Origin of the sequence: Limosilactobacillus mucosae DSM 13345 (assembly GCF_001436025.1) — a bacterium.
Classification (GTDB): domain Bacteria; phylum Bacillota; class Bacilli; order Lactobacillales; family Lactobacillaceae; genus Limosilactobacillus; species Limosilactobacillus mucosae.
Genome location: NZ_AZEQ01000012.1, coordinates 46,856 through 69,950, shown reverse-complemented (window position 1 = coordinate 69,950; position 23,095 = coordinate 46,856). Strand labels below are relative to the sequence as shown.

Genomic DNA, 23,095 nt, shown 5'->3' with positions numbered 1-23,095 from the left:
ACTCCTGCTGGCCAAAACGGCACGGCAGGAGTCGGCAATTATTGATGTGTAACTTAGGATTTTTTGATCATTTTTCGGTACTTTGCCGCAAAACCAGCTTAGTACCGACTACTACGCGCTGCGGAGCCAGATCCGGGTTCTGCAGGCGGCGTCCCAGCAATTCAAGGCCCATTGCCGCCATTTGATCGGTTGGGACGTGAATCGAGGTCAGCGTTGGATAGGTGTAGTGAGTAATTGACGTGTCGTCAAAACTGATCAGCGCCATTTCACGTGGCACGTCGATCTGCTTTTCGTGCAGGGCACGCAAAGCACCGACTGCCATCGCATCATTGGCAACCAAAACGGCTTGAGGACGATCATCGAGCTGCAAAAGACACTGCATCTGGTCAAAGCCGCTCTTTTCTGAGTAATCACCCATCATAAACCATTCTGAGTGGTAAAGATTTTTAGCTTTTAAAGTCTTGGCGAAAGTATCGCGCCGTGAATCGCTAACCGGTTTTTGGTCAGTCGTTTTTTCCTGACCAGCAATCATGCCGATCTTGGCATATCTGGCAGCCAGAAAATCAGCAGCCTGCTTAATGCCGCCATCAAAGTCTGGCAAAACCGAGTCACAGCCATTGGACAATTCATCATAGTCAATCACCACGATCGGCTTGTTGAAACGCTGCAGCTGATCGATCTGTTTTTGACTGTACTTGCCGATCGCAACGATCCCGCTGACGTCATTAGGAATCTGTTCCAAATGCGTGTCAAAAACCGTCGCCGTTGTATAGCCAACCTGCTGGGCCTCTTTTTCAACGCCCAGGCGAATATTCATGTAGTAAAGATCATCCAGTTCGCGAGCTGGCGAATACCACTGAATAACGGCAATCTTGTGACCGGTGGCTGCGCTGCGTCGATGTTTTTTGGTATAGGACAGCTCTTCGGCAATCGTTAGAATCTTGCGCCGTGTCTCTTCACCAACCGACAGTTGAGGGTCATTGTTTAAAACTCTCGATACCGTTGCCAGTGAAACCCCCGCACGATCTGCAATGTCCTTTAGCGTTACTGCCATCAAAAACCATCCTTTCCTTGGTCAAAATAGGTTACAGTCGTTCAACGAACCGCTGCCAGCCAGCTTGACCCTGGGCATTGCGCTTAAAGACGCCGGCATCCGCCAAAACATCGCCGAAGACCTGAGCAACTTCTTGTTCTAAAATCTCTTCAACGTTGTCGGCATTAATGTCATCATGCCGTGCCTGAACTTCTTTAGCCCATGGCAGATGACTGTCGGCAATCTTGTTTGGTTCATTGAGCCAGTACTTCTTGACTTCTTCCAATTCACTCTTCAAACGAGCTGGCAGAATGGCCCGGCCCATCACTTCAATCAGACCGATGTTTTCCTTTTTAATGTGCCAGAGCTTTTCATGAGGATGGAAGATGCCCAATGGGTACTCCTTACTAGTATTATTGTCTCGCAAAACCAAGTCAAGCACAAATTCATCGCCATTACGGTGCATAATTGGCGTAACGGTGTGGTGTCTTGTATTACCGTCGAAAGCTTTCAATGAAAGTTCTGGATCGTCATAATGGTCCCAGACGTTGATGACATGCGTTCCCAGCTGAATCAAAGCCTGATCGTTCTTGCTGATCAAGCGCAGATCGCTCATTGGCCAGTCAACGATGCCGGCCTTAACGTCTGGATAGTCTTTAAAGCTCAGTTCCTGCTTGATTGGCGCCTTCATCATCGGGAAGGTATGCCGGCCGCCTTGATAATGCTCATGGGCCAGCATGGAGCCGCCAACGATTGGCAGATCGGCATTGCTGCCCACAAAGTAGTGTGGCAGCTGCTTTTCGATCTCAATCAAGTTGATCAGCGTCTGTTGATTGATCTCCATTGGTTCGTGCTTGGCATCCAAGAAAATGCAGTGTTCATGGAAGTAGGCATATGGTGAGTATTGGAAGCCCCACTGCTTGCCGCCGATCGTCATGCGAACGATGCGGTGGTTGCTGCGGGCAGCATGCCCCAAACGTCCCAGATATCCTTCATTTTCCATACAAAGCGCGCACTGCGGATACTTCTTTTGAGTATCATGGGCAGCAGCAGCAATCGCCTTAGGATCTTTTTCGGGCTTGGAAAGATTGATCGTAATCTCCAGCTCGTTGCCATCATTGACTTTTTTAGTAAACTCAATATTTTTTTTGATTGCGGATACCTTTACATAGTCATTACTGGTACACAGATCATAAAACCAGTCCGTAGCTTGTTGGGGGGATTGTTCATGCTTTTGCCAGAACGTCCCATTAACCTTGGCCGGTGTTGGCGTCAGCAGATCATACAGCTGATCGTTTAAGATTTCACGCGCTGTCTGGCCATCTTCAATCTTGCCGCGCTGAACTGCCAATTCCACCAACTGACTGGCCAGTGGCGTATCTGGTTGGGCCTCAGCATCTTCATCACCCACCAGCGCCCGAATCTTGTTCATCACATAGATCTTGTCCATTGGCTGAAAAGCACCGCTGGCAATCGCCTTTTCTGCAAATCCTTCAATGAGTTCCATGTCGCAAACCTCTTTCTCAAAAACTGACCTTAAGACTAGATCTTGTGGGGACCATCAACGATTTCGGCATCATAGAAGCTGGCATCGTAGCCAATCGTTTCCCGGTAGACCTTGCCGACGTTTTCCTTAAATGCATCGGCTTGGTCCTTCTTAACGATTGCGATGGCACTGCCGGCAAAACCGCCGCCGACCATCCGCGCACCCAGGCAGCCCGGTTGTTCCCATGCCGTTTCTGCCAGCGTGTCCAGCTCCTTGCCAGTTACCTCGTAGTCAAAATGCAGCGAAACGTGAGAAGCATTGATCAGACGGCCCAGCTTTTCAAGGTCGCCTGCCTTCATAGCTTCAATCGCCCGCAGCGTCCGTTGATTTTCGGCAACTGCATGACGAGCCCGGCGAATCAAAACATCGTCATTGATCAAATAGGAGTATTCGTCAAACGTGTTTTCGTCCAGTTCGCCCAGCTTCTTGATGTTCAGCTTTTGGTTCAGGCGCTTAACGGCTTCTTCACATTGTTCAACGCGTTCGTTATACTTGGAGCCAGCCAGCGAGTGCTTCTTGTTGGTACTCATGATCACGATTTCGTAGTCGCCCAGCTTCAATGGCAGGTATTGGTATTCCAAAGTACTGCAGTCTAAGAAGATGGCGTTGTCTTTCTTACCCATCCCAACGGCAAATTGGTCCATAATTCCGGAGTTCAGGCCGACAAAATCGTTTTCCGTCTTTTGACCAAGCTTAACTAGCGAGATTTCGTCAATATCCAGGTTGAATTCATCCTTCAGCAGATTACCCATCAAAAGTTCAATGGAAGCTGATGAAGAAAGCCCCGCGCCGTATGGCAGATTGCCGTGTACCAGCAGATTGAAGCCATGGTCGATCTGGTAGCCAGCCTGCTTTAAGTAGACCAGCATCCCCTTAAAGTAGTTGGTCCAGGTCTTGTCGGCATCCGTTTCTGGCTTTTCGTCGTTGATGCTGAATTCAACGACCGTGCTGCCTTCCATGTTGGCTGAGTAGAGCTGAACCTTGTCATCATCACGCGGACCATAGACGCCAAACGTACCCAGACTGATGGCACATGGGAAAACATGACCGCCATTGTAATCAGTGTGTTCGCCAATTACATTGATTCGACCAGGTGAGAAGAAGACATCCTTAGCTTCACCCTTAAAAACATCTTGATATTCTTTCAGTAATTCTTGCTTATCCATCTCTAGCTACCTCCATAAACGGTTAGTAAACTTTTACTAAATATTAGCTTACGCTCACCTTGCCGATTTGTCAATAAGCGCTTTCATTATTATTTTTAAGGGATTTGTAGGTTTTTTAACAATCCTTATTTAGCAACTGTTTGCGCTATTTTTTATGCTAAAATAAATTTTACTTAACAAAAGAATCTGAGAAAGGATGGCCGTCTATGAAAAAAATTCTCCCGGATCAGTTAAAAAAACAGACTCTGCTGCTCGGTCGCTGGACCATTAAACAGCTGCATGGGAAAAGCGTCTTATACACGACCAATCTTGGCAGTCTGATCAAATTCCATCTGCAAGCTAGTCCAGTTTTGAGAATTGAGGCCTTAGATAACGGCAATCCGCAAATGCCACCACAATACTGGGCCGTGCGAGTCAATCATGGAAATTGGCAGCGCTGGTCAACCCGCAATGCTCCTTTTGAGCTGGCGCTGCCTGATAATGCTGAAGTTGAGATCATCGCGGCTGGCAATACCGACCTTGATGATGTCTGGCTTGGCAATCAGGGACTGGCTGTGGCCGCGATTTCGATTGCTGATCAAGCCGTCATGACCCCGCCTAAGCCGCAAAAACGCGTAACCGTCATTGGCGATTCAATTACGGCTGGCTGTTGGGTAAATGGCAAACGGCCCAGCACCGACTATCGCCCAGAAAGCTGCTATATCGGTCTTGTTAGTGACGCCTTGGGAATCGATGTCGATCGGATCGCCTATTCAGCAGGCGGCGTTTTAAGAGCCGCGGTAGGCAACGTCCCCCCGGCCGCCCAGTTTTTGAGCCATCTGGACGCCCAAACGCCATGGTACCCCAGCGTCATGCCTAAACTGGTTTTGATCAATCTGGGCGTCAATGATCGGCGTTTTGCCAGCCAGCAGTTTCAAAAAGCCTACTTAGCGTTTGTCAAACAGGTAAAAGCCGCCTATCCAAACGTTCCACTGGCCTTAATGGTGCCTTTTGCTCAGACCTATGCCGATATCATTGAAGAAACCGCTTTGGAATGTCATACTGAATTCGTTCCTACCAAAAACTGGTGTCAGTCATTTACTGATGGTCTGCACCCCGATCAGCAAGGTTCTTTACAGATTGCCCAGCATTTAACGCCGGTTTTGGCAGAGCTGCTGAACCAAAACCGGCAATAGCATCTGGGCACTTCAGCACGCTTCTGCCAAGCCAAACAAAGGAGAGATTTTCATGCCAATTCCTACTCGTCGGCTGCCAATCAATGGCGGTTACAACTATCGCGATCTTGGCGGCTATCCAACATTTGACGGCCATACCATCAAGTGGCGCCGACTGCTGCGGTCTGGCAGTCTGCACCGCCTGACCAGTCAGGATCTGCAATACTTTTCTGATATGAAGCTGGCTAAAGATATTGATCTGCGCTCACCGCGAGAAACCAAAAAAGAGCCTGACCAAGTCCCAGGTGCCACTGAATACATCGCCAATCCAATCTTTTCAACCGACGAAACCAGAGCCTCGCAGCCAATCTCATCTTTTAGCGATGAATTGAATGCTGATCCGAACCGTGGCCGCCAGCATATGCGCACCGTCTATCATGAAATGGTCGCTGAGCCTGGTCCACAACAGGCCTACCGCGATTTTTTCCAACAGCTGCTAAGCGCGCCGGCTGATCGCCCCGTTCTGTTTCACTGTACTGCTGGCAAGGATCGAACCGGTATTGGCGCCTATCTGCTATTAAACGCCTTAGAAGTGCAGCCCGATGTCATCATCAAAGACTACCTGCTGACCAATGAGCTCGTTAAAGACGTTCAGCAAGACATCAAGCAGAAACTGACTGCTGGTCATTTTTCGTCAAACTACATCCAAAATTCGCTTGATATGGCCAGCGTTAAGCGGGAATACCTGCAGACGGCCCAGGATGCCATTCAAAAAATCAGTGGCTCCGTTGACCAGTATCTTAAAGAAGTCATGCAGCTTTCTGATTCTGATCTGCAGGCATTGCGTCATAAGTACCGCGACTAATGGTATAATAAACCAAAAGCAAGCGTTTTCTGGAAACTAACGCTGATGGAGGTGTCAATATGGAGACAAGAATCTTCTTTAATCCCGGCGACTCGATTGCCAATATTCATGACTATAACGAAGCCGTACGCAAGGGACAGATTTTTAAAAAAGAGCGTAAAATCGACGACCTGGTCATTGCCAAAGGTCCTGATGATGAGGAATATGCCATCTTTTATGCCAAGGACGCCTTGCCGGCCGATCACGCCAAAGCCCAGCCTTATGACGTCAAAGAGCATCTCTAGCCAAACAAAAAACGCCGAGTCAGCAAGCTGATTCGACGTTTTTTATTGAATAGTCACGATTAATCATGAGTGCCCCGCTGCTTGGCAAGGTCCCTCGTCATTATTTAAGGTCATGTCAAGATATGGTCGACTCCAACAGCTTAGCGGCCACCGACAATCTGCGCTGCCTGTTGTTCTAAGCGCAGCACCAATTCATCGGCATCAGCCTTAAAATCTTCAATAAAGCTGGCATGAATCGGTGAGGCTGAACCAACTTTTTCACCCATGATATCGGTTACCACTAGATCTTCGCCTACCCAGGCAACGTCGTCATAATGACCTTCCAAGGCTTCGTCCATAAATTCCTGCAAGGTATCACGCACGGCATCCTTAATGACGTCATCCATTTCCAAATGCTGGCCATGAACTTGATACTGTGCGATCTTCATTGCAACTTCTTCCATATTTTCTGGAATTTGAATACTCATAAAAATCCCCTCGGTTTCTAGTGTTTGCGACGACTTTTCTGCCGACGATTCCGAAATGAAATGCCAACTGGCGGGTGCTTTTTGCCCTTAACAGTTTTAGCCGCTGGCGTTTGGGAAGCCGTTCTTTTTTCAGCAACGCGCTTAACCATCTCGTTGTTTTGTTCACGAGCATCATAGTCACGCCATGGATGCATGATCGTCCCGACAAAACTGGTCAAAAGCGTCCGATGGGTTACCATCCATTTTTGCGCAGTTTCACGATCATTAATGTCAACGCCTTCTGCCTGAGCCAGTGACAATACCAACTGCGTCAAACGATCCTTGCGATCAAGCGAGGCCAGTGCTTCTTGGGCTGGCTGCATGTGCAACAGCGTCCGCTTAGCGATGGCATATTGATCATCGTTAAGATCGCCTTGCTGATGCAGATAGTCAAAAAAGGCATCAAATAAAGCCACGATCTTGATGATTTGATATGGCTTGATGTGCGGGTCCAATGGCATCGTCATCCCCAGCACCTGCTGCAGCGCCTCAAAAGTCCAGCCATCAGGCCACTGGTGCGCTTCTTGGTTCATCAGAGTCAAAAACTCATCGATCAGGTACTGCTCATCAGTTTCATCAAGGCCCTCGATATTTTTAAGCAGGGCAGCTTTAGGGGCCACAGCGACCATTGTTTTTTGCCAGGCCAGGTAGTTTTCTGGCGTCCATTCTCGCGGTGCCTTTCCAGTAGCTGGTTGGTCGGCAGCCGCTTTCCAGTTTGCCTGCATGGTCTTGCGGTGCTCATCCATTACCTGAGCCAGCTCTTTAACATGCTCAACTTTTAAAAACTTTTGATAGGCCTTTAAAACTGGAATGGTCGAAATCACCTGACGATATGGCGCCTGCCCATCCTGATAGAGCTCGTGATCCAAAACGGCTGCCAATGCCGCACCAGTCCAGTGACAATCATCAAGCTGATGACGATCGGCCATCAATTGATTGACCTGCTGCAAGATTCTTTGTGCATGTTCCTGCTGATTTTTTGACAACCGATCAAACGCCGCGTCGACTAAGAATGCTTGTACGTGGGCTTGATTCTGTTGATACTCCATTAAAACTTTCACTCCTGTTGCTTCAACTTGAATTTCAATAACTATCATAACATAATTACTTAGTACACACGTTCGCTTACGATCTATAAAATTGGAGGAATTTAAATGCCATCCAAAAAAATCAAAGTCCCTGACTTCTATTATCAAGAAATGACGGCAGCCGGCTACCGGCAAATTGAAGACCAGATTGAGGCCCTCAAGAAACAACGGCCTGAAAAGATCGCACGGCTCAAGGCTGCTCGAGCTTTGGGCGATCTTTCCGAAAATACTGAATACAGTACTGCCAAACGGGATCTAAGACATTTGGAAAGCCGACTGCGCTATCTGAACAAACAGCTGACCTATGCCAAAATCATCACACCGCAGGATACTGGTAAAGTTGGCATGGGGTCCACGGTTGAGCTGCAGTATGACGATGACGATGAAACTGAGACCTATACGCTGGTTGGGCGGCAAGAAGCCGATATTCTGCAAGGCAAGCTGGCATTTGACTCGCCACTGGGCAAAGCAATTACCGGGCTCAGCGCAGGAGATTCTGCCTTGGTTGCCGCGCCGCAGGGAGAATATCAGGTTAAAGTCGTTTCCGTCAGGGTAAATCAAGATGAAGTCGGTTAAGTCAAACCAGCCAGATTGACCAAATCCAAAAATTCTTCAATCGGCATAAAGGTTTAAACGATAGCTTGAATTGCGTTGGTCGCTTGATCAATTTGAATTCTTGCTGCTTGCGAATTGATTTTGATACCGTTATACTAAATGACGTTGCAGGTTGGCAGCACAAGATATTGTGGGTTTTCCACAGATATCACCACTTATCCACAAGATATTGTGGATAAGTGGCAAACTGAGTCTGAATTGTCCGCTCAGATTCAGTCTGCCTAACTTACACCATCTGATTTCTATTCTGTTTCAAAAGACCCCTGGCTTGTCCAACCAGGGGTCTTTTTAAAGTGCTTTTTGATAGGCAGCCTCGGTTTTAGGATCAAAAGCCACCATAATGACTTCTTGAACCCAGCGGCTGGCTGTCAGAAATTCACGAATCGTTTTAATCGCAATGACTGCCGCCTGCTCAACGGGAAAGCCATAGACACCCGTGCTGATTGACGGAAAGGCGACCGTCTGGCAATGATAGTGCTCCGCCAGCTGCAGACTATTGCGGTATGAGTTTTTCAATAGATCAGCCTCACCATGATCACCGCCATGCCAAATCGGCCCAGGCGTATGGATAATGTATTTAGCCGGCAGCTGAAAACCTGGCGTGATCCGAGCCTCCCCCGTTGGACAGCCATGAAATTTTTCACAGGCTGCATAGAGAGCTGGACCAGCCGCCCGATGAATAGCGCCATCAACACCGCCACCACCCATCAGTGTCGTATTAGCAGCATTAACGATGGCGTCAACCTGATATTTGGTAATATCACCGCGCTCTATTTTAATCGTTTTAGCCATTTTATCCGCCTTTCAAAGCTGCTACCAGATATTGACCCGCTTTTCTGGAGCCAGGTACATGCCATCGCCTGCTTGAACGTTAAAGGCTTGGTAGAACTCAGCTTGGTTTTGCGCTTGAACGTTGGCACGCAGCTTGTTTGGCGAATGAACGTCAATTGAAAGCAGCAGCTGCATGTATTGGTCGGTTGCCTTCATTCGCCAGATTCGGGCCCAGTTGATGAAGAACTGCCGAGCATCAAAACTATCTTCTTCTTTGGCAGCGGCCAGGGCACAGCTCAAGCCACCCGCATCAGCAATATTTTCCGAAACAGTCAGCTTGCCGTTTACCTTTTGCCCAGCAAACGGCAGGCCATCAAACTCAGCAATCATTTTTTGCGCCAGCTGTTTAAAGTGCGCCAAATCGGCTTCCGTCCACCAATTATTCAGATTGCCATATTCATCAAACAAAGCCCCGTTATTGTCAAAGGCATGCGAGATCTCATGTGCAATTACCGCGCCGATCCCGCCATAGTTTTCGCTGCTGGTCTGCTTTAAGCTGTAGAATGGCGCCTGCAGAATCGCCGCTGGGAAAACGATAATATTCTTAAACGGGTGGTAGTATGCGTTAACCGTAGCGGCGCTCATTTCCCAACGTAGGCGGTCAACCGGCTGATTCCAACGACTAAACATTTCCTTGGCGGCCGTTTTGCCCAATTGAATCATGTTTTCCAAAAGCGTGGCCTGCTCGTCAACCTTTAATTGATCATAAAGCGCTGGCATCTGATCTGGATAGCCGACTTGAATTCCCAGCCGATCAAGCTTAAGAATTGCCTTGGCACGCGTTTTTTCGCCAAGCCAGTCGTTTTGGGCCAGTCGCTGTTGATAGATTTTCACCATCTGTTCAACCATATGATGAACGTCAGCCTTGGCTTGAGGTCCAAAATAAGTTTTGCCGTAATAGTCGCCAACTACCTGATCAAACGTGCCCCGCGCCAGGCGATAGGCAAATTTACGCTGGTCGGCAGGCTGCTTGGCTCCTGAAAGTGCTCGGCTAAAGCGACCGCTGATCTCACGCAGCTCATCAGTCAAAAGGCCAGCCATTGAACTGATTTCATTAACCAAAAGCCAGCTCTTGAACCATTCAAAATGACCAGCCAGGATTTCATCAAGCGCGGCCAGATATCGCGGCTCCATTACGATAACCTGTTCTGGCTTGGCGCCAATCAATTCCTCAACTACCGTGGCCAGGTTCAATTGACTGGTATGACCGGCAAATTCCGCCAGCGTTTGTGGATTGTACATCCTGCTGTAGTCAGCTGATTCTTCCGCGCTCTTGACATGGGGAACCAGCAGTGCATCAAACCGCTTGGCTTCTTCAATCAGCTTTTGAGCCGCTGCCGTTTCATAGCCCAGCTTAGCCAGCAGCGTGGTCATCATCGCCGTCCAAAGCTGCATTAATTGTGGGCCTTGTGGATTTTTAGGATCATAGTAGTTCTTTTCTGGCAAAATCAAACTGGGAGCGCCGGCAAACAAAGCATAAACCTGTGCATTTTTCATATCAGCATCAATATCAAAAGTCACGGGAGAAGCCACGCCATTAAGCATCAACTCGGCCCAGTGAGCTTGATAGTCAGCATAACTCTGCAGATTCTCAATTGGCAGCAGGGCCTTTTTTAATGGGGCCTTGCCTTCTTGATCACGGCGCTTAAAATCCTTGGCTAATCCATACAGTTTGATCATCTCGTTAAAGCGAGCATCCGAGCTGTTTTTTTGGTTGTTCAAAAACGCATCAAAATCATCCATCAGCGTCTTGTCAATATCATCAACCAAACTGTTAAATCCGCCAGTTGCTGGCCGATCTGCAGGAATCTTGGCCGTTTTTAGCCATTCGCCATTGACGGCTTCATAAAGATCATCTTTAGCCTTTGCCAAATCAATCGTCATCATATCACTCCATCCATCGTTTTTATGAAAACAATCATAACAATTTTTAAGTTCCACGTGAAACAAAATCGCCAGGCAGAATTCTGGCTACTCAAATGGGGCCAGCAGCGCATTGCGGGCCGTTGGCGAGAACCACTCCGCATGCAGCGCCAATAGATCTTTTACCTGTCCGTAGTCATCTAATTGCCACCTTCCCTTAACCATGCCGGCTTGCTGCAGTGCCCGTGCCATTTCAATGTCAGGTGCCTGCAGCATTTCTCGAAACAGGCCGCCTTCATTGGGATCCCAGTCATCATGAAGCATTGCTGCTGCATGCTGGAAAGTTTGATCATGTCTCATCGCTGCCATTAGATAGCTTGGCGAAAGCAATGGATACTCGTTCATCTTTAAATTCCTCCAATCTTAACGGAACGCATCACCGGACTCTTTACCGATAATTCGCTTTCCGTACTCAGCAGCCACAAGACGTTGCGATAGCCATGCACTGCAAGCTCGCTTTCGCCCCAGCCATCCGTTAGAATCACAACCGTTGCCTGCTGTCGACTGACGTGCTGTTTTTGCAGCCAGTCAAAAACAGCCTGAAAACAAGTCCCGCCACCGCCAGTTCGCTGGTATGACACGTTTTTTCCGGGCTGCAGACGGGTTGCCTGCTCACTGTGCACCTTGGCATCAAAAGGAATGATCTCAACTTGCGAATTCAGCTGAACAGTCAAATACTGCAGTTCGGTTAATACACCCGCAATTTCTTGATCGCTCATTGAACCAGAATTATCAACAAATGCATAGATATCAGCATTTAAGCGATCAATCTGTCCTGGCAGCTCCATTCTTAGTGGCTGACGACGATTAAACCTGGCGCGGGTATCCTGTTTGCCGCTTGGGATCCTACCCAGCAGCCGCACCAAAAGCTGACGCCAGTTTAACGGCTCAGGATTGCTTAGACGCTCAAGCTCTTCTTGAATCTCACCCGGTAACCGGCCACGATTCTTCTGACTGAGACTTTTCCATGCTTTAGACAGCAGCGCCTTTAATCGCGCCTTTTGCAGGTCTGGATTGTCAACCGACTGATCTGTCTGCCAGCCTTGGTGACTCGCGGCAGCTTTTTGCGCTTTGCCAGCCTTTTTTTCACTGCGCTGCGGTTCGCTTTGATCATTGTCATCCAGCTTTCCCCAGACTTTTTCAATCCGTCCCTGCTCAGCTGGCGTCAGATGCGTCAAGATCCGCAGATAGTACCTGGAATCACGATGCGCTGCTAAAGGCCGCTGCAGCAGTTTTTCCAGGTCAGCCAGCGTCATGGTTCCCTGGGGCGGCGTTTTTAAATATTGATTGACGGCAATATCCGTTGCTAAGGCCACTCTACGCGGATGCGTACTGCTGACGTATCGTAATGGGTGCTGCCAGATTGCATGCAGAACCTCATGCTGCAGTCTGACGCCTAATTGATCGGCTGTCAGCTCATTCAACTGGCGGTCATTATATTCCAAGACCAGCTGATTATGCTGCCATGCCAAGCCAATTGGTGCATCCAGATCCTGATTTCTGGTCCGCGGCATCTCAAGCAGCACCTCACCGCTTAGCCGCTGCGTTGTCAACAGATTGACGACGGCCTTAGTCAGCCGCTGTCTTGCTGTTTCATTCAAATCAGTCATCTAATCACCAGCTTCAACCGTAATCTGTTCCAAGAGCCGATACAGCTGTTCTTGATCGCCGCCAGGATTTTCATTGGCAGCCTGATAGAGTGCCTTAATCTGTTCAGCAGCTGCTGCTTGTTCCCCCAGATCCTGAACTACGGCAAACCGGCCATCAGGACTCAGTGCGTACAGGCAGTTCTTAAACTGAGCCGGGTACTGCGTGATTGGATACTTGGTCAATTCCTTAACCCATTGTCTTACTGCTGTTAATCGATCCACTTCAGCAACAAACTGCAGCTGCGTTGAATGGTCGATCAAATCAGCAACCGATAGCTGCTGACCATGCTGCGCAACAAATTTGGCAAAAGCAGCCCCGACTTCCGATCCCAGATCACCACTGAACAGATCAGCCGCTAGCGTTGTCTGCGTCTCTTCATCTAATTGTTCCAGCTGCCGTAGATTGCCAGAAACCCGGGCCCAGGCTCGCGGTGTTGGATAAAGGTCCTTTTCATGATCGGCTGGCGCCAAAAGATTAGGATGCAGCCGAATATACTTGGCAACCAATTCATGAATCCGCGGCTGACCATCTGATTGAAGCTGCTGTGCCCACAAAAGCCAGTCATCAATCGCGGCTTTCATGACCAAGCGCACGGTCCGGTCCCGAATGGCAGCATCCCCAGCCGTTACGCCATAGTCGCTGTCAGCAAAATTTTCCATCGTACTGTCTGGATTTTCGGCAATGACGATATGTACCTGATCCGGCAATTTCAGCGAGTTGACCTGCCGCTGCAGAACCAGGTTCATCAATTCGCTTTGCACGGCCTGCGTACCACGATTAAACTCATCCAAAAACCAGATAATCGGCTGGTCAGGGTGTGCTTCAGCCTGCTTGACGATTGCCACCAGCGTCTCTGAATAGCCAAACTGAACATTCGCCAGCGTGCCATAATGCTGAGTGGTCACAAATGAGCGCTCCGTCAACGGCGGCACCGGAATTGCCAGGTCCCCTTTTTCCGATAGACTGACAACCGTCGTATAAAGCTTCGCCCCCATTGACGCGGCAATTTCCTCAACCAGCGCCGACTTGCCGATGCCGGCCTCACCAACGATACTGGGCACGTTGCCAGCCTTGATCACCAATGGTACTGCAATCTTCATTTGTTGATAGCTAAGCGACATTTAAATCATCTCCAACCATGCGTTAAATCATCTGCATCACGGCGTTTCATCTTTGAGACATATGGATTGCCGGCCACGATAAAGCGGTAGTCTTTCAAGGCATCCTTTCCTTGCGCATTAACCCCAATTCGTGGTCCGGCAATGATTTTTGCAGGAATCCGCCGTTCAGTGCTTAAGTCAACCTGCAGCGCGGCATGCTCCATCGGCTGACCATCCATTGACCGCGACTGCACGCCAAGCGCCTGCATCAGCTTGCCTGGTCCATTGGTTAAGTTAAAGCCATCCTGGCCACGATTCTCAATCATCTGCTCAATGCCCAACGCCGGCTCCAGCGCGCGAATCAAAATGCCCTGCGGCTCTTCTGGGTCTTGAACTACAATATCGACACAGTAATGTGAGCGAATCTGATAAATATAAAGATTACCAGGCATGCCATAGAGCGACTCTGAATAGTCAGTTCGCCGTCCCCCAAAAGCATGCGATGCTGAATCCTGCTCGCCGACATAAGCTTCGGTTTCAACGATCCAGCCGCCAACATCGCCTTTGCGACCATGGAAAACCAAAAGCCGTCCTAAAAGGTCCTTGGCGATCTGTGGGGTTGGGCGGGCCGTAAAAAATTTTTGATATTCTGAAAGCATTCGAAACCATCCTTTTGAAAAGTGCTTTAATGGTCTTATGATTTATTTTTCCAAGAGGTGACAGGAATTGAAATTAAAACTAGAACGCATCTATGATAAGCCCGCTGATCTTGATGGCTGGCGCATTCTGATCGATCGGCGCTGGCCCCGCGGCATCTCTAAAGTTAACGCCCACCTGGATGAATGGGCTAAAGAAGCCGCCCCCAGCGAAGAACTGCGCAAATGGTTCAATCATGAGCCCGCTAGATTTGCCGAATTCAAGGAACGCTACTTGCAAGAACTAGCCAGCAATCCTGCTTATTTAGACTTATTGGCAAGCGTCAAAAAACATCTGCAGACCGATAACGTGATTCTGCTTTATGGCGCAAAAGATCGGCAGCATAACCAAGGAATCATCTTAGCCGAGCTTATCAAACAAGAGCTGAATTTATAACTATTTTAACGCTGTTTACCATAAAAGGCGCAATCGTTGCCATTACGATTGCGCCTTGTCTTATGACTGCTGATCCAAAATGGTCAGTCCCTTGGCCAGCGTTGCTGAATCAACATTCGCTGAAAGGAATCGTCCCAGCGGCACCTCGCTGTGACGATCCTTGAATGCCATCGGTTCGCTTTTAACGATCATGACCATCAAGCCGTTTTCCGTCAGCATCAATTGACCAATCCGCCGAAATCTTCCTTTGGTGTGTTTCCCCGTCCGCCAGGTATGCAGCCTGATCTGACCATTGGCATCATAATGCAGCTGATAGCTGCCATTGCCATCGTCTTCGACCGGCAGCCCCGTATAGCGACTGACCGGATATTGATCTTTTTTGCTCATCAAATTCCCTCTACTTTTCTAGCTGTGGACGCTGACTGGTCAGTTCTGCCAAACGCTTGGTCAAACGATACAATTCACCGGACTGCAGCGCCTGAGCCCAGGTTCCTTCCTCAACTTCTTCCCAGTCCACGATTAAAGAGATCATCGCGCCAATCAAGCTGACATCATCTAACTTTAAGACTTGCGCAATGGTTGCTTCATCAACGCGTGGCTTAATTCGATTAGCCTTTAAAGTCTTGCGGTAATGGGGGTCATATTCCGCACTGGCACGGAACTTGCGCGTAAATTCCAGCATCGGTTTGTCATACAGCGGATAGCCAACACGTACGATGCCATCTTCTGGATTGCTGATGGTCCAGCCAATTTTACGATCAATCATGCTTTTGAAATATGGCAGGTATGCATTTAAATCCATAGGCTCACCTTCTTTTGTCTAAGTATGTTTAGTGTACCGCTTTTAGGTTGGTTCAATAAAGTGGTAGGCTAAAAGAAAACCAATTTTGGAGGTAGTTTTTATGGAAAAACCAATCGTTACCGCAGCCCAGATGAAACGCTGCGACAGCTACACCATCAATCACATCGGCATTCCTTCATTAGTTTTGATGGAACGAGCTGCGCTGGCCGTTCGCGACGAGATTCTCAATGCCCTGCCGATCTATTTAAGCCATGTTGTCGTTGTCGCCGGCAGCGGCAATAACGGCGGCGATGGTCTGGCCGTCGCCCGCTTGCTGAAGATTGCCGGTGCCCGAGTGACGATTCTCAACGTTGGCAATCCTGATCACGCCTCCCAAGAGCACCAGGTTCAAGCCCATATCTGCCAATACTATCGCATCCCTCAAACCAGCGACTTGAGCATTTTGGATGAGGCCTCACTGATCGTGGATGCAATCTTTGGTATTGGCATTGATCGGCCGGTTGCTGGACACTACGTCGACGTTATCAAAGCCATGAATGATACAAAGGCTTTTCGCGTCGCCGTTGATATGCCTTCTGGAATCAACACTGATACTGGCGCGGTCATGGGAATTGCCGTCAAAGCCCATCTAACCGTTACGTTTGCCTTCAACAAAATCGGGCTTACTCAAAACGAAGGTCGCCAGCATGCCGGTCGCGTCGTCATTGCCGATGATATGGGAACTTATTGGATTGATGAGCATGCGCTGGCTGATAATCAGGATTAGTTTTAATCGCGGCCAAGGTCATTAACCGCGCTTCTTTACCCAAATAAAAAACGATTCGCCGTTTTGACGAATCGTTTTTTATTAGTTAGGCCCGTGACTTGTAGCTGCCATCCATCGTGTTGACGATGATTTGGTCACCGTTCTTGATGAAGGCTGGCACGTTGACAACCAGACCCGTGCTCATCGTAGCAGGCTTGCCACCGCCATCAATCGTTGCACCCTTGATCATTGGTTCCGTGTGTTCAACCGTCAGAACGACCGTCGTTGGCAGTTCAATACCAACCAGTTCGCTGCCAACAAAGTCCATTTGCACTTGCATGTTTTCAACCAAGTACTTCTTTTCTTCAGTCAGCTGTTCATCACTGATTTCATATTGTTCGTAGGTTTCCATGTCCATGAAGACCGCCGTGTTGCCTTCATCGTACAGGTATTGAGCATTCTTCTTGTCCACGTTGACTTGTTCAACCTTTTCGGAAGGACGCATCGTCGTGTGCACAATGGAGCCAGTCCGAACGTCTTGGATGTCCATTTGCATCAACGTGTTACCCTTGCCTGGCTTGTGGTGGTTGATTTGCAAAACTTTCAGCAGCTTGCCGCCACGTTCAAAAACCATGCCCTTTTTCAAATCAATCGTTTGAATCATTGTACTAAGTACTCCTTTTATTAATTACTGAACTTGGCCACGCGTACCGTGAGCTTTTGATCGTTCAAATCTTCGCGATCGAGGCGTCGTTCATCGCCTTTTATCGTGTGCTCGCCATTGCACTGTCGCAATTTTAGCATCCACCTTTTACTATATCATGTAATCAGTTGATTTGCCTTGACAAACCCACTTATTTATTTACTTTTTTTGATCAACCATGTTGGCAGCCGGAATTCTGATCAGCGTATGCGTATCAGCCAGCTTGCCGCAGCGAACGCCCATCCCGTTTAAGACCGTATTGCGATATTTGATCGTCATTACGGCAACGAAAGCATGACCCGTTTTTGAGTCATAGGACTTCAGCTTTTTCATATTCCAAGGATAGCCGGCTGCCTGACCAGTAACCAGGCGATCACTGTCAACAATCGTAGTGCCTCGCGCGTCAGTCGTCATTTTGGCATTATCTGTCCAGTAGGTGTAGGAAACGATCGGCCGCGTGCCGCCTTGAGCATGTTTGGCAATCACATAGTAGTAATCATTGTCTTGACTGTTCAGCTGCAATGCTTCATATTCAGTCGTTATCTTAACGGCTTGAGTATCATCGTAGGGAACACGCCGGAAAAACGACAGATACGCCATTCCGCCCAGCCATCCAATCGCCAAGACGACCAGCACTACATAACGTGCAAACAATTTTTTGTCAAAACGGCGCTTCGTCTTGGCAATCAGCATCAGTTGCTTGACGCGGATGTAGTGAGTAACCCAGATCATAAAAACAATGGCCGCGATCCAAAGCAGCCATCCCAACCAGTTCCAATTCATAATTTTTTGCTCCTAAATCAATGACCGTATTCGTGCGTCAGACAACATAAAAATCTATACATAAATTGTAACACATCGCGGCAATTGTTCCTTATTTCTCATGCCGTTATTAATAAAATAAGTTACAATAGAAGTATAAATAAAAACGCTTTCACCCATAAAAGTGGTGATGTGGCTAGTGTAGTTAACATTTGATTAGTTATTGTCTCTTTATATTTTTGCAATTATCCATGATGTGTTTGCATTCCGATCGCTAAGGGGGTAATGATTATGGAAATGGACGGATACAAAAAGCGTTTTGACTGGGCCAGTTTAATTTTGGGAATCGTATTGGTGGTACTGGGCTGCGTTTCAATCATGCACCCAGACAAATCGCTGCACCTGCTCTGTATCTTAGTTGGCGTTGGCTTGCTGCTGTTGGGGATCTACGAGCTCTGGGCCCGCAGTAAGATGCAGGAGTGGCTCGGCTATCGTTCCGGTTGGCTGCTCGGTACCGGTATTTTAGACATTATCTTGGGGATCGTCTTTTTGGTATATCAAAACTTCGGCACTACCGTCATCGCCGTAGTCTTCGCGCTCTGGTTCATTATCAGCTCAGCCAATGAATTAACGATTGCCGGTTTCTTCCATCAGCTAAACGTTGGCTACTACTGGCTTTTGTTCATTCTCGACATTCTGGGACTGATCATCGGGGTAGTTCTGCTCTTCTCGCCGATGCTTTCGGCAATCACCATGGTTTGGCTGATTTCTTTCTACTTGATCGTGATTGGAATCGTAAAGATTATTCAAGCCTTCTAGCATCTACGAAAAGAAAAGTTTACAATAAATATTGTAATATCGTACGTATACAGCCATCGTCATTATGAATGATGACCAGGAAGGGAGAAAGTTTTAATGAGCGAACCAGTCAACAGTCTTGCAGCAGAAATCATCGAATTCGAACGGGTCCACGCAATGACCGACAACCAAATCGCATTTGGCAGCCAATTGTCGGTTGAGCGCGTGCATGATATCAAGTCACAAAGCGATCTCGCTACTGACGAGGAAGCCAGTCTCTTGCGGCGCTTCATGCAGGCCAAGCACTAATAAATAAAAAACGCGTCTTAGCAGGCGCGTTTTTTATTTACACATAAATCATCCAATTCTTCGTTGAACGGCCGTAAAACTTCAAAATCGAGCAATTACGCCCCAATTTTCGTTTATCTGTCTTCTGGATAATGAAAAGCCACCGCTAATGGCGCAGGCGTCAGCTTGGCATCTGGATTCTTGATGCGTTCCATCAATGTATCGATCAGCAGGTCTGCCAACTCGGCAGTCGGCTGTCGAACCGTTGGCAATTCTGGCGTCAGCTCGCAAATCATCTTGGAGCCATCATACCCTGTAACGTGGAAGTCCTCATTGATTCGTTTGCCGGCCCGTACCGCCAGGCGCATGATCTTTAAGGCATCAACGTCATTGGTTGCCATCACGCCATCATATTCTCCAGGAAATGTCGTTTCAAGATTCGTTTTCCTGGCATCCAGCGGCACATACTCAATTTGGTGGGCAGAAAAACAGTCAATTGCCCCTTGGACTCGATTAAGCGTTGGCGAGACCGAGGTATCCTCATCAATCAGAATTGCTGGATGGCTGACGTTTTTAGCAATCAGGTACTCAGCAGCCATCTTTCCGCCACGATAGCTGTCAGCCGACACGATTGGAATATTGTCAGCCAGATAGCGGTCAAACGATACGATTGGAGCCTTGATTCGCTGATATTCCTCAATTCCAAGATTATGCGAGCCTGAAATAATGCCATCGACCTGGTTCGCCATCAGCATCGCCAGGTAATCATGCTCGATATCTGGATTTTGGGCTGATGAGGCAATAATCGTTTTATAGCCCTTAGCAAACAGACGATATTCCAGATCATTTACCAATTCCGCATAGAACGGGTTAATAATGTTCGGGAAGATCAGGCCGATAAATTTGGATGGCTTCCCCTGCATCGCTCGCGCCAGAGCATTGGGCTGATAGTTCAGCTCACGCATTGCCTCATGCACCTTGTTAATGGTTTTTTCGCTTAGCGATCCATAGTTGTTGATGACGCGGGAAACCGTCGTGACTGAAACGCCCGCCAGCTTGGCGACATCTTTTAGTTTAGCTACCATATTCTTGACCTCGTTGAAATGATTGTCACACTATTATAGACCAATTTACGACAATTCGTCATTTTTAAAATAAAAAAATCGCATCAGCTTTAAGCTCATGCGATTTTTGTGAACTATTCGGCAGATCTGCTGAAACAGACCTTTAATTAGTTTTGTTCCATGACCTTTTCGCCATTGGCCGTAATCGTAAACGTCTTGTTAGCTGCGTCGGCTTCCAGAACTGCTACGTTTTGACCTTCCTTGTCCTTACGAGTAATCGTAATCGTCGTTTCGGTTGGCGTTTGAATGTCAATCGAGCCATCCAGATCAAAGGCAGCAAATTCGTTGCGCCAGCTCAGCAGCTTCAGCAGGTTGGCAACGACTGGACGCTGAACTTCCTTGGCCACTTCTTCTTTAGTGTAGTAGTGACGGTTGATGTTCCGGCCTTCCTTAGTCTTTTCCAACAGTTCCAGGTCATTGGAGCCAGCCAGCAGACCAACGTAGTAAACCATTGGGATACCAGGGGCGAATACTTGGAAGGCACGTGCCAGCAGGTATGCACGGTCGTCATCACCCAATGCGGAGTAGTACGTTGAGTTGATCTGGTAGATGTCCAGGTTGTTGTAGGCAGCTGAAGAGTACTTGCGCTTAACGTTGGCACCAACCTTGTAAAGTTCGTTGGAAGCATAGTCGATTTCTTCATCGGTCAAGATGTCGCGCGCGTCAACGACCCCGATCCCATCATGAGTGTCCAGCGTCGTGAACTGCTTCATTGGACTCATCTTCAACCACTTAGCCAGGCGGTTGGTCTTGCCAGAGTACAGCGTGTACAGCGTCGTCATTGGCAGAGCGAAGTCATATACAAAGTAGCCGTGTTGAGAGATCTTTTCAGGAATCGTGTAGTGTTCGTGAATTTCTGGCAGGATTTCTGCGTTGTAAGGAGCCAGGATCTCACGTACTTCATTCAACAGATCCCAGATTTCTGGTTCAACGAAGAAGTCATTGGTACCGATCTTCTTAACGGCGTAGGCAAAGGCGTCCAGACGAATCAGGTCGGCACCGTGCTTAACCATGTCGGTCAGCGTCTGCTTGAAGAATTCTTGAGCTACCTTGCTCTTAACGTTGATGTCGATCTGTTCTTCACCAAACGTGTTCCACAGGTGTTCAACGGAACCATCGTCAAACTTGATTTCCTGCATTGGTGCCTTGTCCTTACGCTTGTAGATCAAGTCAACGTCTTCTTTGGTAGGACGATCTGGACCAGCAGCTGCCCAGAACTTTTCCCAACGAATGAAGAAGTCGTTGTACTTGGAGTCGTCATGGTTCTTCTTGAAGTCTTGGTACATAACCGACTTCTTGGAAATGTGGTTGATCATGAAGTCAAACATCAGGTAGTATTCTTCACCCAATGCTTCAACGTCAGCCCAGTTACCAAAAGCTGGATCAACAACCGTGTAGTCATAAGGTGCAAAGCCACGGTCACCAGTTGATGGGAAGAATGGCAGCAGGTGAACGCCACCGATTGCTGAACCGATGTATTCGTTCAAGACTTCATGCGTTTCCTTGATGTTTTTAGCCAGCGAGTCAGAGTAGGTGATCAGCATGGCTTTGTTCTTAATTGGCATGTTTAATCCTCCAAAAAATAAATTAGTTTTTCTTAGCTTGACGACGAGTAGCAATAAAGATAACCAAGGCAATCACCAGCAGGCCGATTCCATATGGTACGAATGGTGCTGCCAGGCTCAACCCAGCTTGCGGCTGTCCCATAATGTGGTTGGTCCATTCAGCAATCGTTGGTGAGAAGAAGGCCCCAAAGTTAAAACCGATCAGAATCATCGAGGTAATCAGCGGTTGCCGATTAGCAGGCGCAAGATCAGGCAGCAGGTTAAAAATCAAAGGAGAGACCAGCTGTAATGGGAACCCAATCAAAAGCAGACCAATGACCAGCATCACGAAACTGCGGTGACTGGCACCATAGGCAAACAAGAAGTTCGAGATGGCCATCAGAATCAGACCAAAGTAAACCGTCCCAAATCCCATGACCTTCTTGATTGAGCCGTAGAACAAACCACCCAGCGTTGCTCCAATCAGCATCAACGACAAGAAGTTGGAAGATCCAGTGTAGCTGGCACCTTTAATGGCAACCGCTACCCCAGAGAAACGATTTTCCATGCCAACATAGTCAACAACCAGCAGGAAGGCAAATAAGATGAGCAGATAGACGACTGGACTGATCTTGCCCTTGTCTTCGCCTTCAACGGCTTCTTTCAATTCTGCTTCCTGTTTTTCTTCCTTTTCCTCAGCTGCTTCTACCTTGCTGTCGTCTGGAACGCGGGCAGCAAAGAAAAGCAGAACCAAGAAGGCCAGTGCGTAGACCAAAAATGACTGCCGCCAGCCAAATGAACTCAGCAGCAGGCCGGCAATAAACAGGGTCGTAGCTTGACCGATCTGTTCGGCAGCCGCCCGCCAGCCCAGCATTTGAGCTCGCTCATTACCTTCATACCAAACTGAGATCATTGAAATGGCCTGCGAGTTATAGAGACCATAACCAGCCCCTAAGACCAATCGCGATGCCAAGACGATGCCATAGTTGCTGACAAACATTGGTACCAGCCCAGCCAGGCCAACGATGAAGACCCCCAGCATGATGATCTTCTTGTCAGAAATGTGGAACCAAGACTGCAGCAGCGGTGAAAGTACCACAAAGATCATAACGGCAAAAGATGGTGTGGTAACCAGGTATTCAGACTGCGTTTGCGTGATATGCAAAGCCGCCTTCAACTGTGGCAGCGATCCCTGAATCGCGTACGCACTGGTCACCATGAAAGAAACCGACAGAAAAGCCAGTTTCGTCACAATCGACTTTTTGTTGTCCATGTTGTTTTCCCCTAAAAGTTGTATTTAACGTTCTCAACAGAGATTTTGATAAACGTTTATCAATTTCATCGAGAATTATTTTAACTTGTTTTAGTTTCTTTTGTCAATCGTTTATCAAAAAGATTTGAATCGCTTTCGCGGCTCTTAAATCTTATTTTCACACTTTTAATAGTCAAAAAGTAATTCTTTGTTTAATAGTGCGA

Annotated in this window: 26 protein-coding genes; 8 read left to right on the top strand and 18 right to left on the bottom strand. The window is 48.0% G+C overall.

Features of this window, described 5'->3' with window-relative positions:
• Positions 1-67: 67 nt before the first annotated feature.
• Genes FC47_RS06580 through FC47_RS06570 form a run of 3 tightly spaced genes read right to left on the bottom strand, consistent with a single transcriptional unit; the run spans position 68 to position 3,745 of the window.
• The gene (locus FC47_RS06580; protein WP_056968439.1) at positions 68-1,054 is read right to left on the bottom strand and encodes a LacI family DNA-binding transcriptional regulator; all 987 of its coding nucleotides are present in this window, start codon (positions 1,052-1,054) and stop codon (positions 68-70) included.
• Positions 1,055-1,085: 31 nt separating this feature from the next.
• Positions 1,086-2,540 carry a UDP-glucose--hexose-1-phosphate uridylyltransferase gene (locus FC47_RS06575; RefSeq protein WP_033934524.1) on the bottom strand — a complete coding sequence of 485 codons (1,455 nt, stop codon included), beginning with the start codon at positions 2,538-2,540 and terminating at the stop codon, positions 1,086-1,088.
• A 35-nt stretch (positions 2,541-2,575) separates the two neighbouring features.
• Positions 2,576-3,745, bottom strand: coding sequence for a galactokinase (locus FC47_RS06570; RefSeq protein WP_006500824.1), 1,170 nt, complete (start codon positions 3,743-3,745; stop codon positions 2,576-2,578).
• A gap of 206 nt (positions 3,746-3,951) precedes the next feature.
• Between FC47_RS06570 and FC47_RS06565 the strand changes: the two genes are divergently transcribed.
• The 3 genes from FC47_RS06565 to FC47_RS06555 are packed head-to-tail and all read left to right on the top strand — an operon-like array spanning position 3,952 to position 6,048.
• Positions 3,952-4,920, top strand: a complete 969-nt coding sequence (locus FC47_RS06565) for an SGNH/GDSL hydrolase family protein (protein ID WP_006500825.1) — start codon at positions 3,952-3,954, stop codon at positions 4,918-4,920.
• A gap of 52 nt (positions 4,921-4,972) precedes the next feature.
• The gene (locus FC47_RS06560; protein ID WP_006500826.1) at positions 4,973-5,764 is read left to right on the top strand and encodes a tyrosine-protein phosphatase; all 792 of its coding nucleotides are present in this window, start codon (positions 4,973-4,975) and stop codon (positions 5,762-5,764) included.
• 59 nt (positions 5,765-5,823) lie between these two features.
• Positions 5,824-6,048, top strand: a complete 225-nt coding sequence (locus tag FC47_RS06555) for a hypothetical protein (RefSeq protein WP_006500827.1) — start codon at positions 5,824-5,826, stop codon at positions 6,046-6,048.
• A gap of 140 nt (positions 6,049-6,188) precedes the next feature.
• On the opposite strand, the gene FC47_RS06550 is transcribed toward FC47_RS06555, so the two are convergent.
• Positions 6,189-6,515: a hypothetical protein gene (locus FC47_RS06550; RefSeq protein WP_006500828.1), complete on the bottom strand. Its 327-nt coding sequence runs from the start codon at positions 6,513-6,515 to the stop codon at positions 6,189-6,191.
• Positions 6,516-6,532: 17 nt separating this feature from the next.
• On the bottom strand, positions 6,533-7,603 hold the full coding sequence (locus tag FC47_RS06545; RefSeq protein ID WP_006500829.1) for a hypothetical protein: 1,071 nt from the start codon (positions 7,601-7,603) through the stop codon (positions 6,533-6,535).
• 105 nt (positions 7,604-7,708) lie between these two features.
• On the opposite strand from FC47_RS06545, the gene greA reads away from it, so the two are divergent.
• Positions 7,709-8,218: a transcription elongation factor GreA gene (greA, locus tag FC47_RS06540; protein WP_006500830.1), complete on the top strand. Its 510-nt coding sequence runs from the start codon at positions 7,709-7,711 to the stop codon at positions 8,216-8,218.
• 327 nt (positions 8,219-8,545) lie between these two features.
• Here greA and FC47_RS06535 read toward each other — a convergent pair whose 3' ends face one another.
• The 6 genes from FC47_RS06535 to FC47_RS06510 form a co-directional block, all read right to left on the bottom strand.
• Positions 8,546-9,049, bottom strand: coding sequence for an O-acetyl-ADP-ribose deacetylase (locus FC47_RS06535; protein WP_048345697.1), 504 nt, complete (start codon positions 9,047-9,049; stop codon positions 8,546-8,548).
• A gap of 21 nt (positions 9,050-9,070) precedes the next feature.
• Positions 9,071-10,972: a M13 family metallopeptidase gene (locus tag FC47_RS06530; RefSeq protein WP_056968442.1), complete on the bottom strand. Its 1,902-nt coding sequence runs from the start codon at positions 10,970-10,972 to the stop codon at positions 9,071-9,073.
• A gap of 87 nt (positions 10,973-11,059) precedes the next feature.
• A complete protein-coding gene (locus tag FC47_RS06525) occupies positions 11,060-11,356 on the bottom strand; it encodes a hypothetical protein (RefSeq protein ID WP_006500833.1) in 297 nt (98 codons plus the stop codon).
• 2 nt (positions 11,357-11,358) lie between these two features.
• The gene (locus FC47_RS06520) at positions 11,359-12,621 is read right to left on the bottom strand and encodes a vWA domain-containing protein (RefSeq protein ID WP_033934530.1); all 1,263 of its coding nucleotides are present in this window, start codon (positions 12,619-12,621) and stop codon (positions 11,359-11,361) included.
• Entirely contained in the window at positions 12,622-13,782 is a 1,161-nt protein-coding gene (locus FC47_RS06515) for an ATP-binding protein (protein ID WP_006500835.1), read from the bottom strand.
• 5 nt (positions 13,783-13,787) lie between these two features.
• Positions 13,788-14,420, bottom strand: a complete 633-nt coding sequence (locus tag FC47_RS06510) for a DNA-3-methyladenine glycosylase (protein WP_033934532.1) — start codon at positions 14,418-14,420, stop codon at positions 13,788-13,790.
• 67 nt (positions 14,421-14,487) lie between these two features.
• On the opposite strand from FC47_RS06510, the gene FC47_RS06505 reads away from it, so the two are divergent.
• Positions 14,488-14,853 carry a DUF488 domain-containing protein gene (locus FC47_RS06505; protein WP_006500837.1) on the top strand — a complete coding sequence of 122 codons (366 nt, stop codon included), beginning with the start codon at positions 14,488-14,490 and terminating at the stop codon, positions 14,851-14,853.
• Positions 14,854-14,913: 60 nt separating this feature from the next.
• On the opposite strand, the gene FC47_RS06500 is transcribed toward FC47_RS06505, so the two are convergent.
• A complete protein-coding gene (locus FC47_RS06500; RefSeq protein ID WP_056968437.1) occupies positions 14,914-15,240 on the bottom strand; it encodes a DUF7671 family protein in 327 nt (108 codons plus the stop codon).
• 10 nt (positions 15,241-15,250) lie between these two features.
• Positions 15,251-15,655, bottom strand: a complete 405-nt coding sequence (locus FC47_RS06495; RefSeq protein WP_006500839.1) for a DUF6508 domain-containing protein — start codon at positions 15,653-15,655, stop codon at positions 15,251-15,253.
• 100 nt (positions 15,656-15,755) lie between these two features.
• Between FC47_RS06495 and FC47_RS06490 the strand changes: the two genes are divergently transcribed.
• On the top strand, positions 15,756-16,421 hold the full coding sequence (locus FC47_RS06490; protein ID WP_033934533.1) for an NAD(P)H-hydrate epimerase: 666 nt from the start codon (positions 15,756-15,758) through the stop codon (positions 16,419-16,421).
• 85 nt (positions 16,422-16,506) lie between these two features.
• Here the strand turns inward: FC47_RS06490 and efp are convergent, their stop codons facing one another.
• Positions 16,507-17,064, bottom strand: a complete 558-nt coding sequence (gene efp / locus FC47_RS06485) for an elongation factor P (protein ID WP_006500841.1) — start codon at positions 17,062-17,064, stop codon at positions 16,507-16,509.
• 198 nt (positions 17,065-17,262) lie between these two features.
• On the bottom strand, positions 17,263-17,886 hold the full coding sequence (locus FC47_RS06480; protein WP_056968436.1) for an LVIS_2131 family protein: 624 nt from the start codon (positions 17,884-17,886) through the stop codon (positions 17,263-17,265).
• Positions 17,887-18,150: 264 nt separating this feature from the next.
• Between FC47_RS06480 and FC47_RS06475 the strand changes: the two genes are divergently transcribed.
• Together FC47_RS06475 and FC47_RS06470 are read left to right on the top strand one after the other, a co-directional pair.
• On the top strand, positions 18,151-18,684 hold the full coding sequence (locus tag FC47_RS06475) for an HdeD family acid-resistance protein (protein WP_081036751.1): 534 nt from the start codon (positions 18,151-18,153) through the stop codon (positions 18,682-18,684).
• A 96-nt stretch (positions 18,685-18,780) separates the two neighbouring features.
• The gene (locus FC47_RS06470; protein ID WP_006500845.1) at positions 18,781-18,972 is read left to right on the top strand and encodes an LBP_cg2779 family protein; all 192 of its coding nucleotides are present in this window, start codon (positions 18,781-18,783) and stop codon (positions 18,970-18,972) included.
• 113 nt (positions 18,973-19,085) lie between these two features.
• Here FC47_RS06470 and FC47_RS06465 read toward each other — a convergent pair whose 3' ends face one another.
• From FC47_RS06465 to FC47_RS06455, 3 genes are all read right to left on the bottom strand, one after another.
• Positions 19,086-20,036 carry a LacI family DNA-binding transcriptional regulator gene (locus FC47_RS06465; RefSeq protein WP_056968435.1) on the bottom strand — a complete coding sequence of 317 codons (951 nt, stop codon included), beginning with the start codon at positions 20,034-20,036 and terminating at the stop codon, positions 19,086-19,088.
• Between the two features lie 146 nt (positions 20,037-20,182).
• Positions 20,183-21,640 carry a sucrose phosphorylase gene (gene gtfA / locus FC47_RS06460; RefSeq protein ID WP_006500847.1) on the bottom strand — a complete coding sequence of 486 codons (1,458 nt, stop codon included), beginning with the start codon at positions 21,638-21,640 and terminating at the stop codon, positions 20,183-20,185.
• Positions 21,641-21,662: 22 nt separating this feature from the next.
• Positions 21,663-22,892 carry an MFS transporter gene (locus FC47_RS06455; RefSeq protein WP_033934537.1) on the bottom strand — a complete coding sequence of 410 codons (1,230 nt, stop codon included), beginning with the start codon at positions 22,890-22,892 and terminating at the stop codon, positions 21,663-21,665.
• Positions 22,893-23,095 lie beyond the last annotated feature (203 nt).

Bases quoted from the DNA above. Each gene is read 5' to 3' on its own strand.
- FC47_RS06480 (WP_056968436.1), bottom strand. From the start codon at position 17,886: ATGAATTGGAACTGGTTGGGATGGCTGCTTTGGATCGCGGCCATTGTT.
- FC47_RS06470 (WP_006500845.1), top strand. From the start codon at position 18,781: ATGAGCGAACCAGTCAACAGTCTTGCAGCAGAAATCATCGAATTCGAA.
- FC47_RS06530 (WP_056968442.1), bottom strand. From the start codon at position 10,972: ATGACGATTGATTTGGCAAAGGCTAAAGATGATCTTTATGAAGCCGTC.
- FC47_RS06565 (WP_006500825.1), top strand. From the start codon at position 3,952: ATGAAAAAAATTCTCCCGGATCAGTTAAAAAAACAGACTCTGCTGCTC.
- FC47_RS06560 (WP_006500826.1), top strand. From the start codon at position 4,973: ATGCCAATTCCTACTCGTCGGCTGCCAATCAATGGCGGTTACAACTAT.
- FC47_RS06535 (WP_048345697.1), bottom strand. From the start codon at position 9,049: ATGGCTAAAACGATTAAAATAGAGCGCGGTGATATTACCAAATATCAG.
- FC47_RS06580 (WP_056968439.1), bottom strand. From the start codon at position 1,054: ATGGCAGTAACGCTAAAGGACATTGCAGATCGTGCGGGGGTTTCACTG.
- FC47_RS06465 (WP_056968435.1), bottom strand. From the start codon at position 20,036: ATGGTAGCTAAACTAAAAGATGTCGCCAAGCTGGCGGGCGTTTCAGTC.
- gtfA (WP_006500847.1), bottom strand. From the start codon at position 21,640: ATGCCAATTAAGAACAAAGCCATGCTGATCACCTACTCTGACTCGCTG.
- FC47_RS06545 (WP_006500829.1), bottom strand. From the start codon at position 7,603: ATGGAGTATCAACAGAATCAAGCCCACGTACAAGCATTCTTAGTCGAC.
- FC47_RS06570 (WP_006500824.1), bottom strand. From the start codon at position 3,745: ATGGATAAGCAAGAATTACTGAAAGAATATCAAGATGTTTTTAAGGGT.
- FC47_RS06520 (WP_033934530.1), bottom strand. From the start codon at position 12,621: ATGACTGATTTGAATGAAACAGCAAGACAGCGGCTGACTAAGGCCGTC.
- greA (WP_006500830.1), top strand. From the start codon at position 7,709: ATGCCATCCAAAAAAATCAAAGTCCCTGACTTCTATTATCAAGAAATG.
- FC47_RS06500 (WP_056968437.1), bottom strand. From the start codon at position 15,240: ATGAGCAAAAAAGATCAATATCCGGTCAGTCGCTATACGGGGCTGCCG.
- FC47_RS06575 (WP_033934524.1), bottom strand. From the start codon at position 2,540: ATGGAACTCATTGAAGGATTTGCAGAAAAGGCGATTGCCAGCGGTGCT.
- FC47_RS06555 (WP_006500827.1), top strand. From the start codon at position 5,824: ATGGAGACAAGAATCTTCTTTAATCCCGGCGACTCGATTGCCAATATT.
- FC47_RS06510 (WP_033934532.1), bottom strand. From the start codon at position 14,420: ATGCTTTCAGAATATCAAAAATTTTTTACGGCCCGCCCAACCCCACAG.
- FC47_RS06550 (WP_006500828.1), bottom strand. From the start codon at position 6,515: ATGAGTATTCAAATTCCAGAAAATATGGAAGAAGTTGCAATGAAGATC.
- FC47_RS06525 (WP_006500833.1), bottom strand. From the start codon at position 11,356: ATGAACGAGTATCCATTGCTTTCGCCAAGCTATCTAATGGCAGCGATG.
- efp (WP_006500841.1), bottom strand. From the start codon at position 17,064: ATGATTCAAACGATTGATTTGAAAAAGGGCATGGTTTTTGAACGTGGC.
- FC47_RS06515 (WP_006500835.1), bottom strand. From the start codon at position 13,782: ATGTCGCTTAGCTATCAACAAATGAAGATTGCAGTACCATTGGTGATC.
- FC47_RS06495 (WP_006500839.1), bottom strand. From the start codon at position 15,655: ATGGATTTAAATGCATACCTGCCATATTTCAAAAGCATGATTGATCGT.
- FC47_RS06490 (WP_033934533.1), top strand. From the start codon at position 15,756: ATGGAAAAACCAATCGTTACCGCAGCCCAGATGAAACGCTGCGACAGC.
- FC47_RS06475 (WP_081036751.1), top strand. From the start codon at position 18,151: ATGATTATGGAAATGGACGGATACAAAAAGCGTTTTGACTGGGCCAGT.
- FC47_RS06455 (WP_033934537.1), bottom strand. From the start codon at position 22,892: ATGGACAACAAAAAGTCGATTGTGACGAAACTGGCTTTTCTGTCGGTT.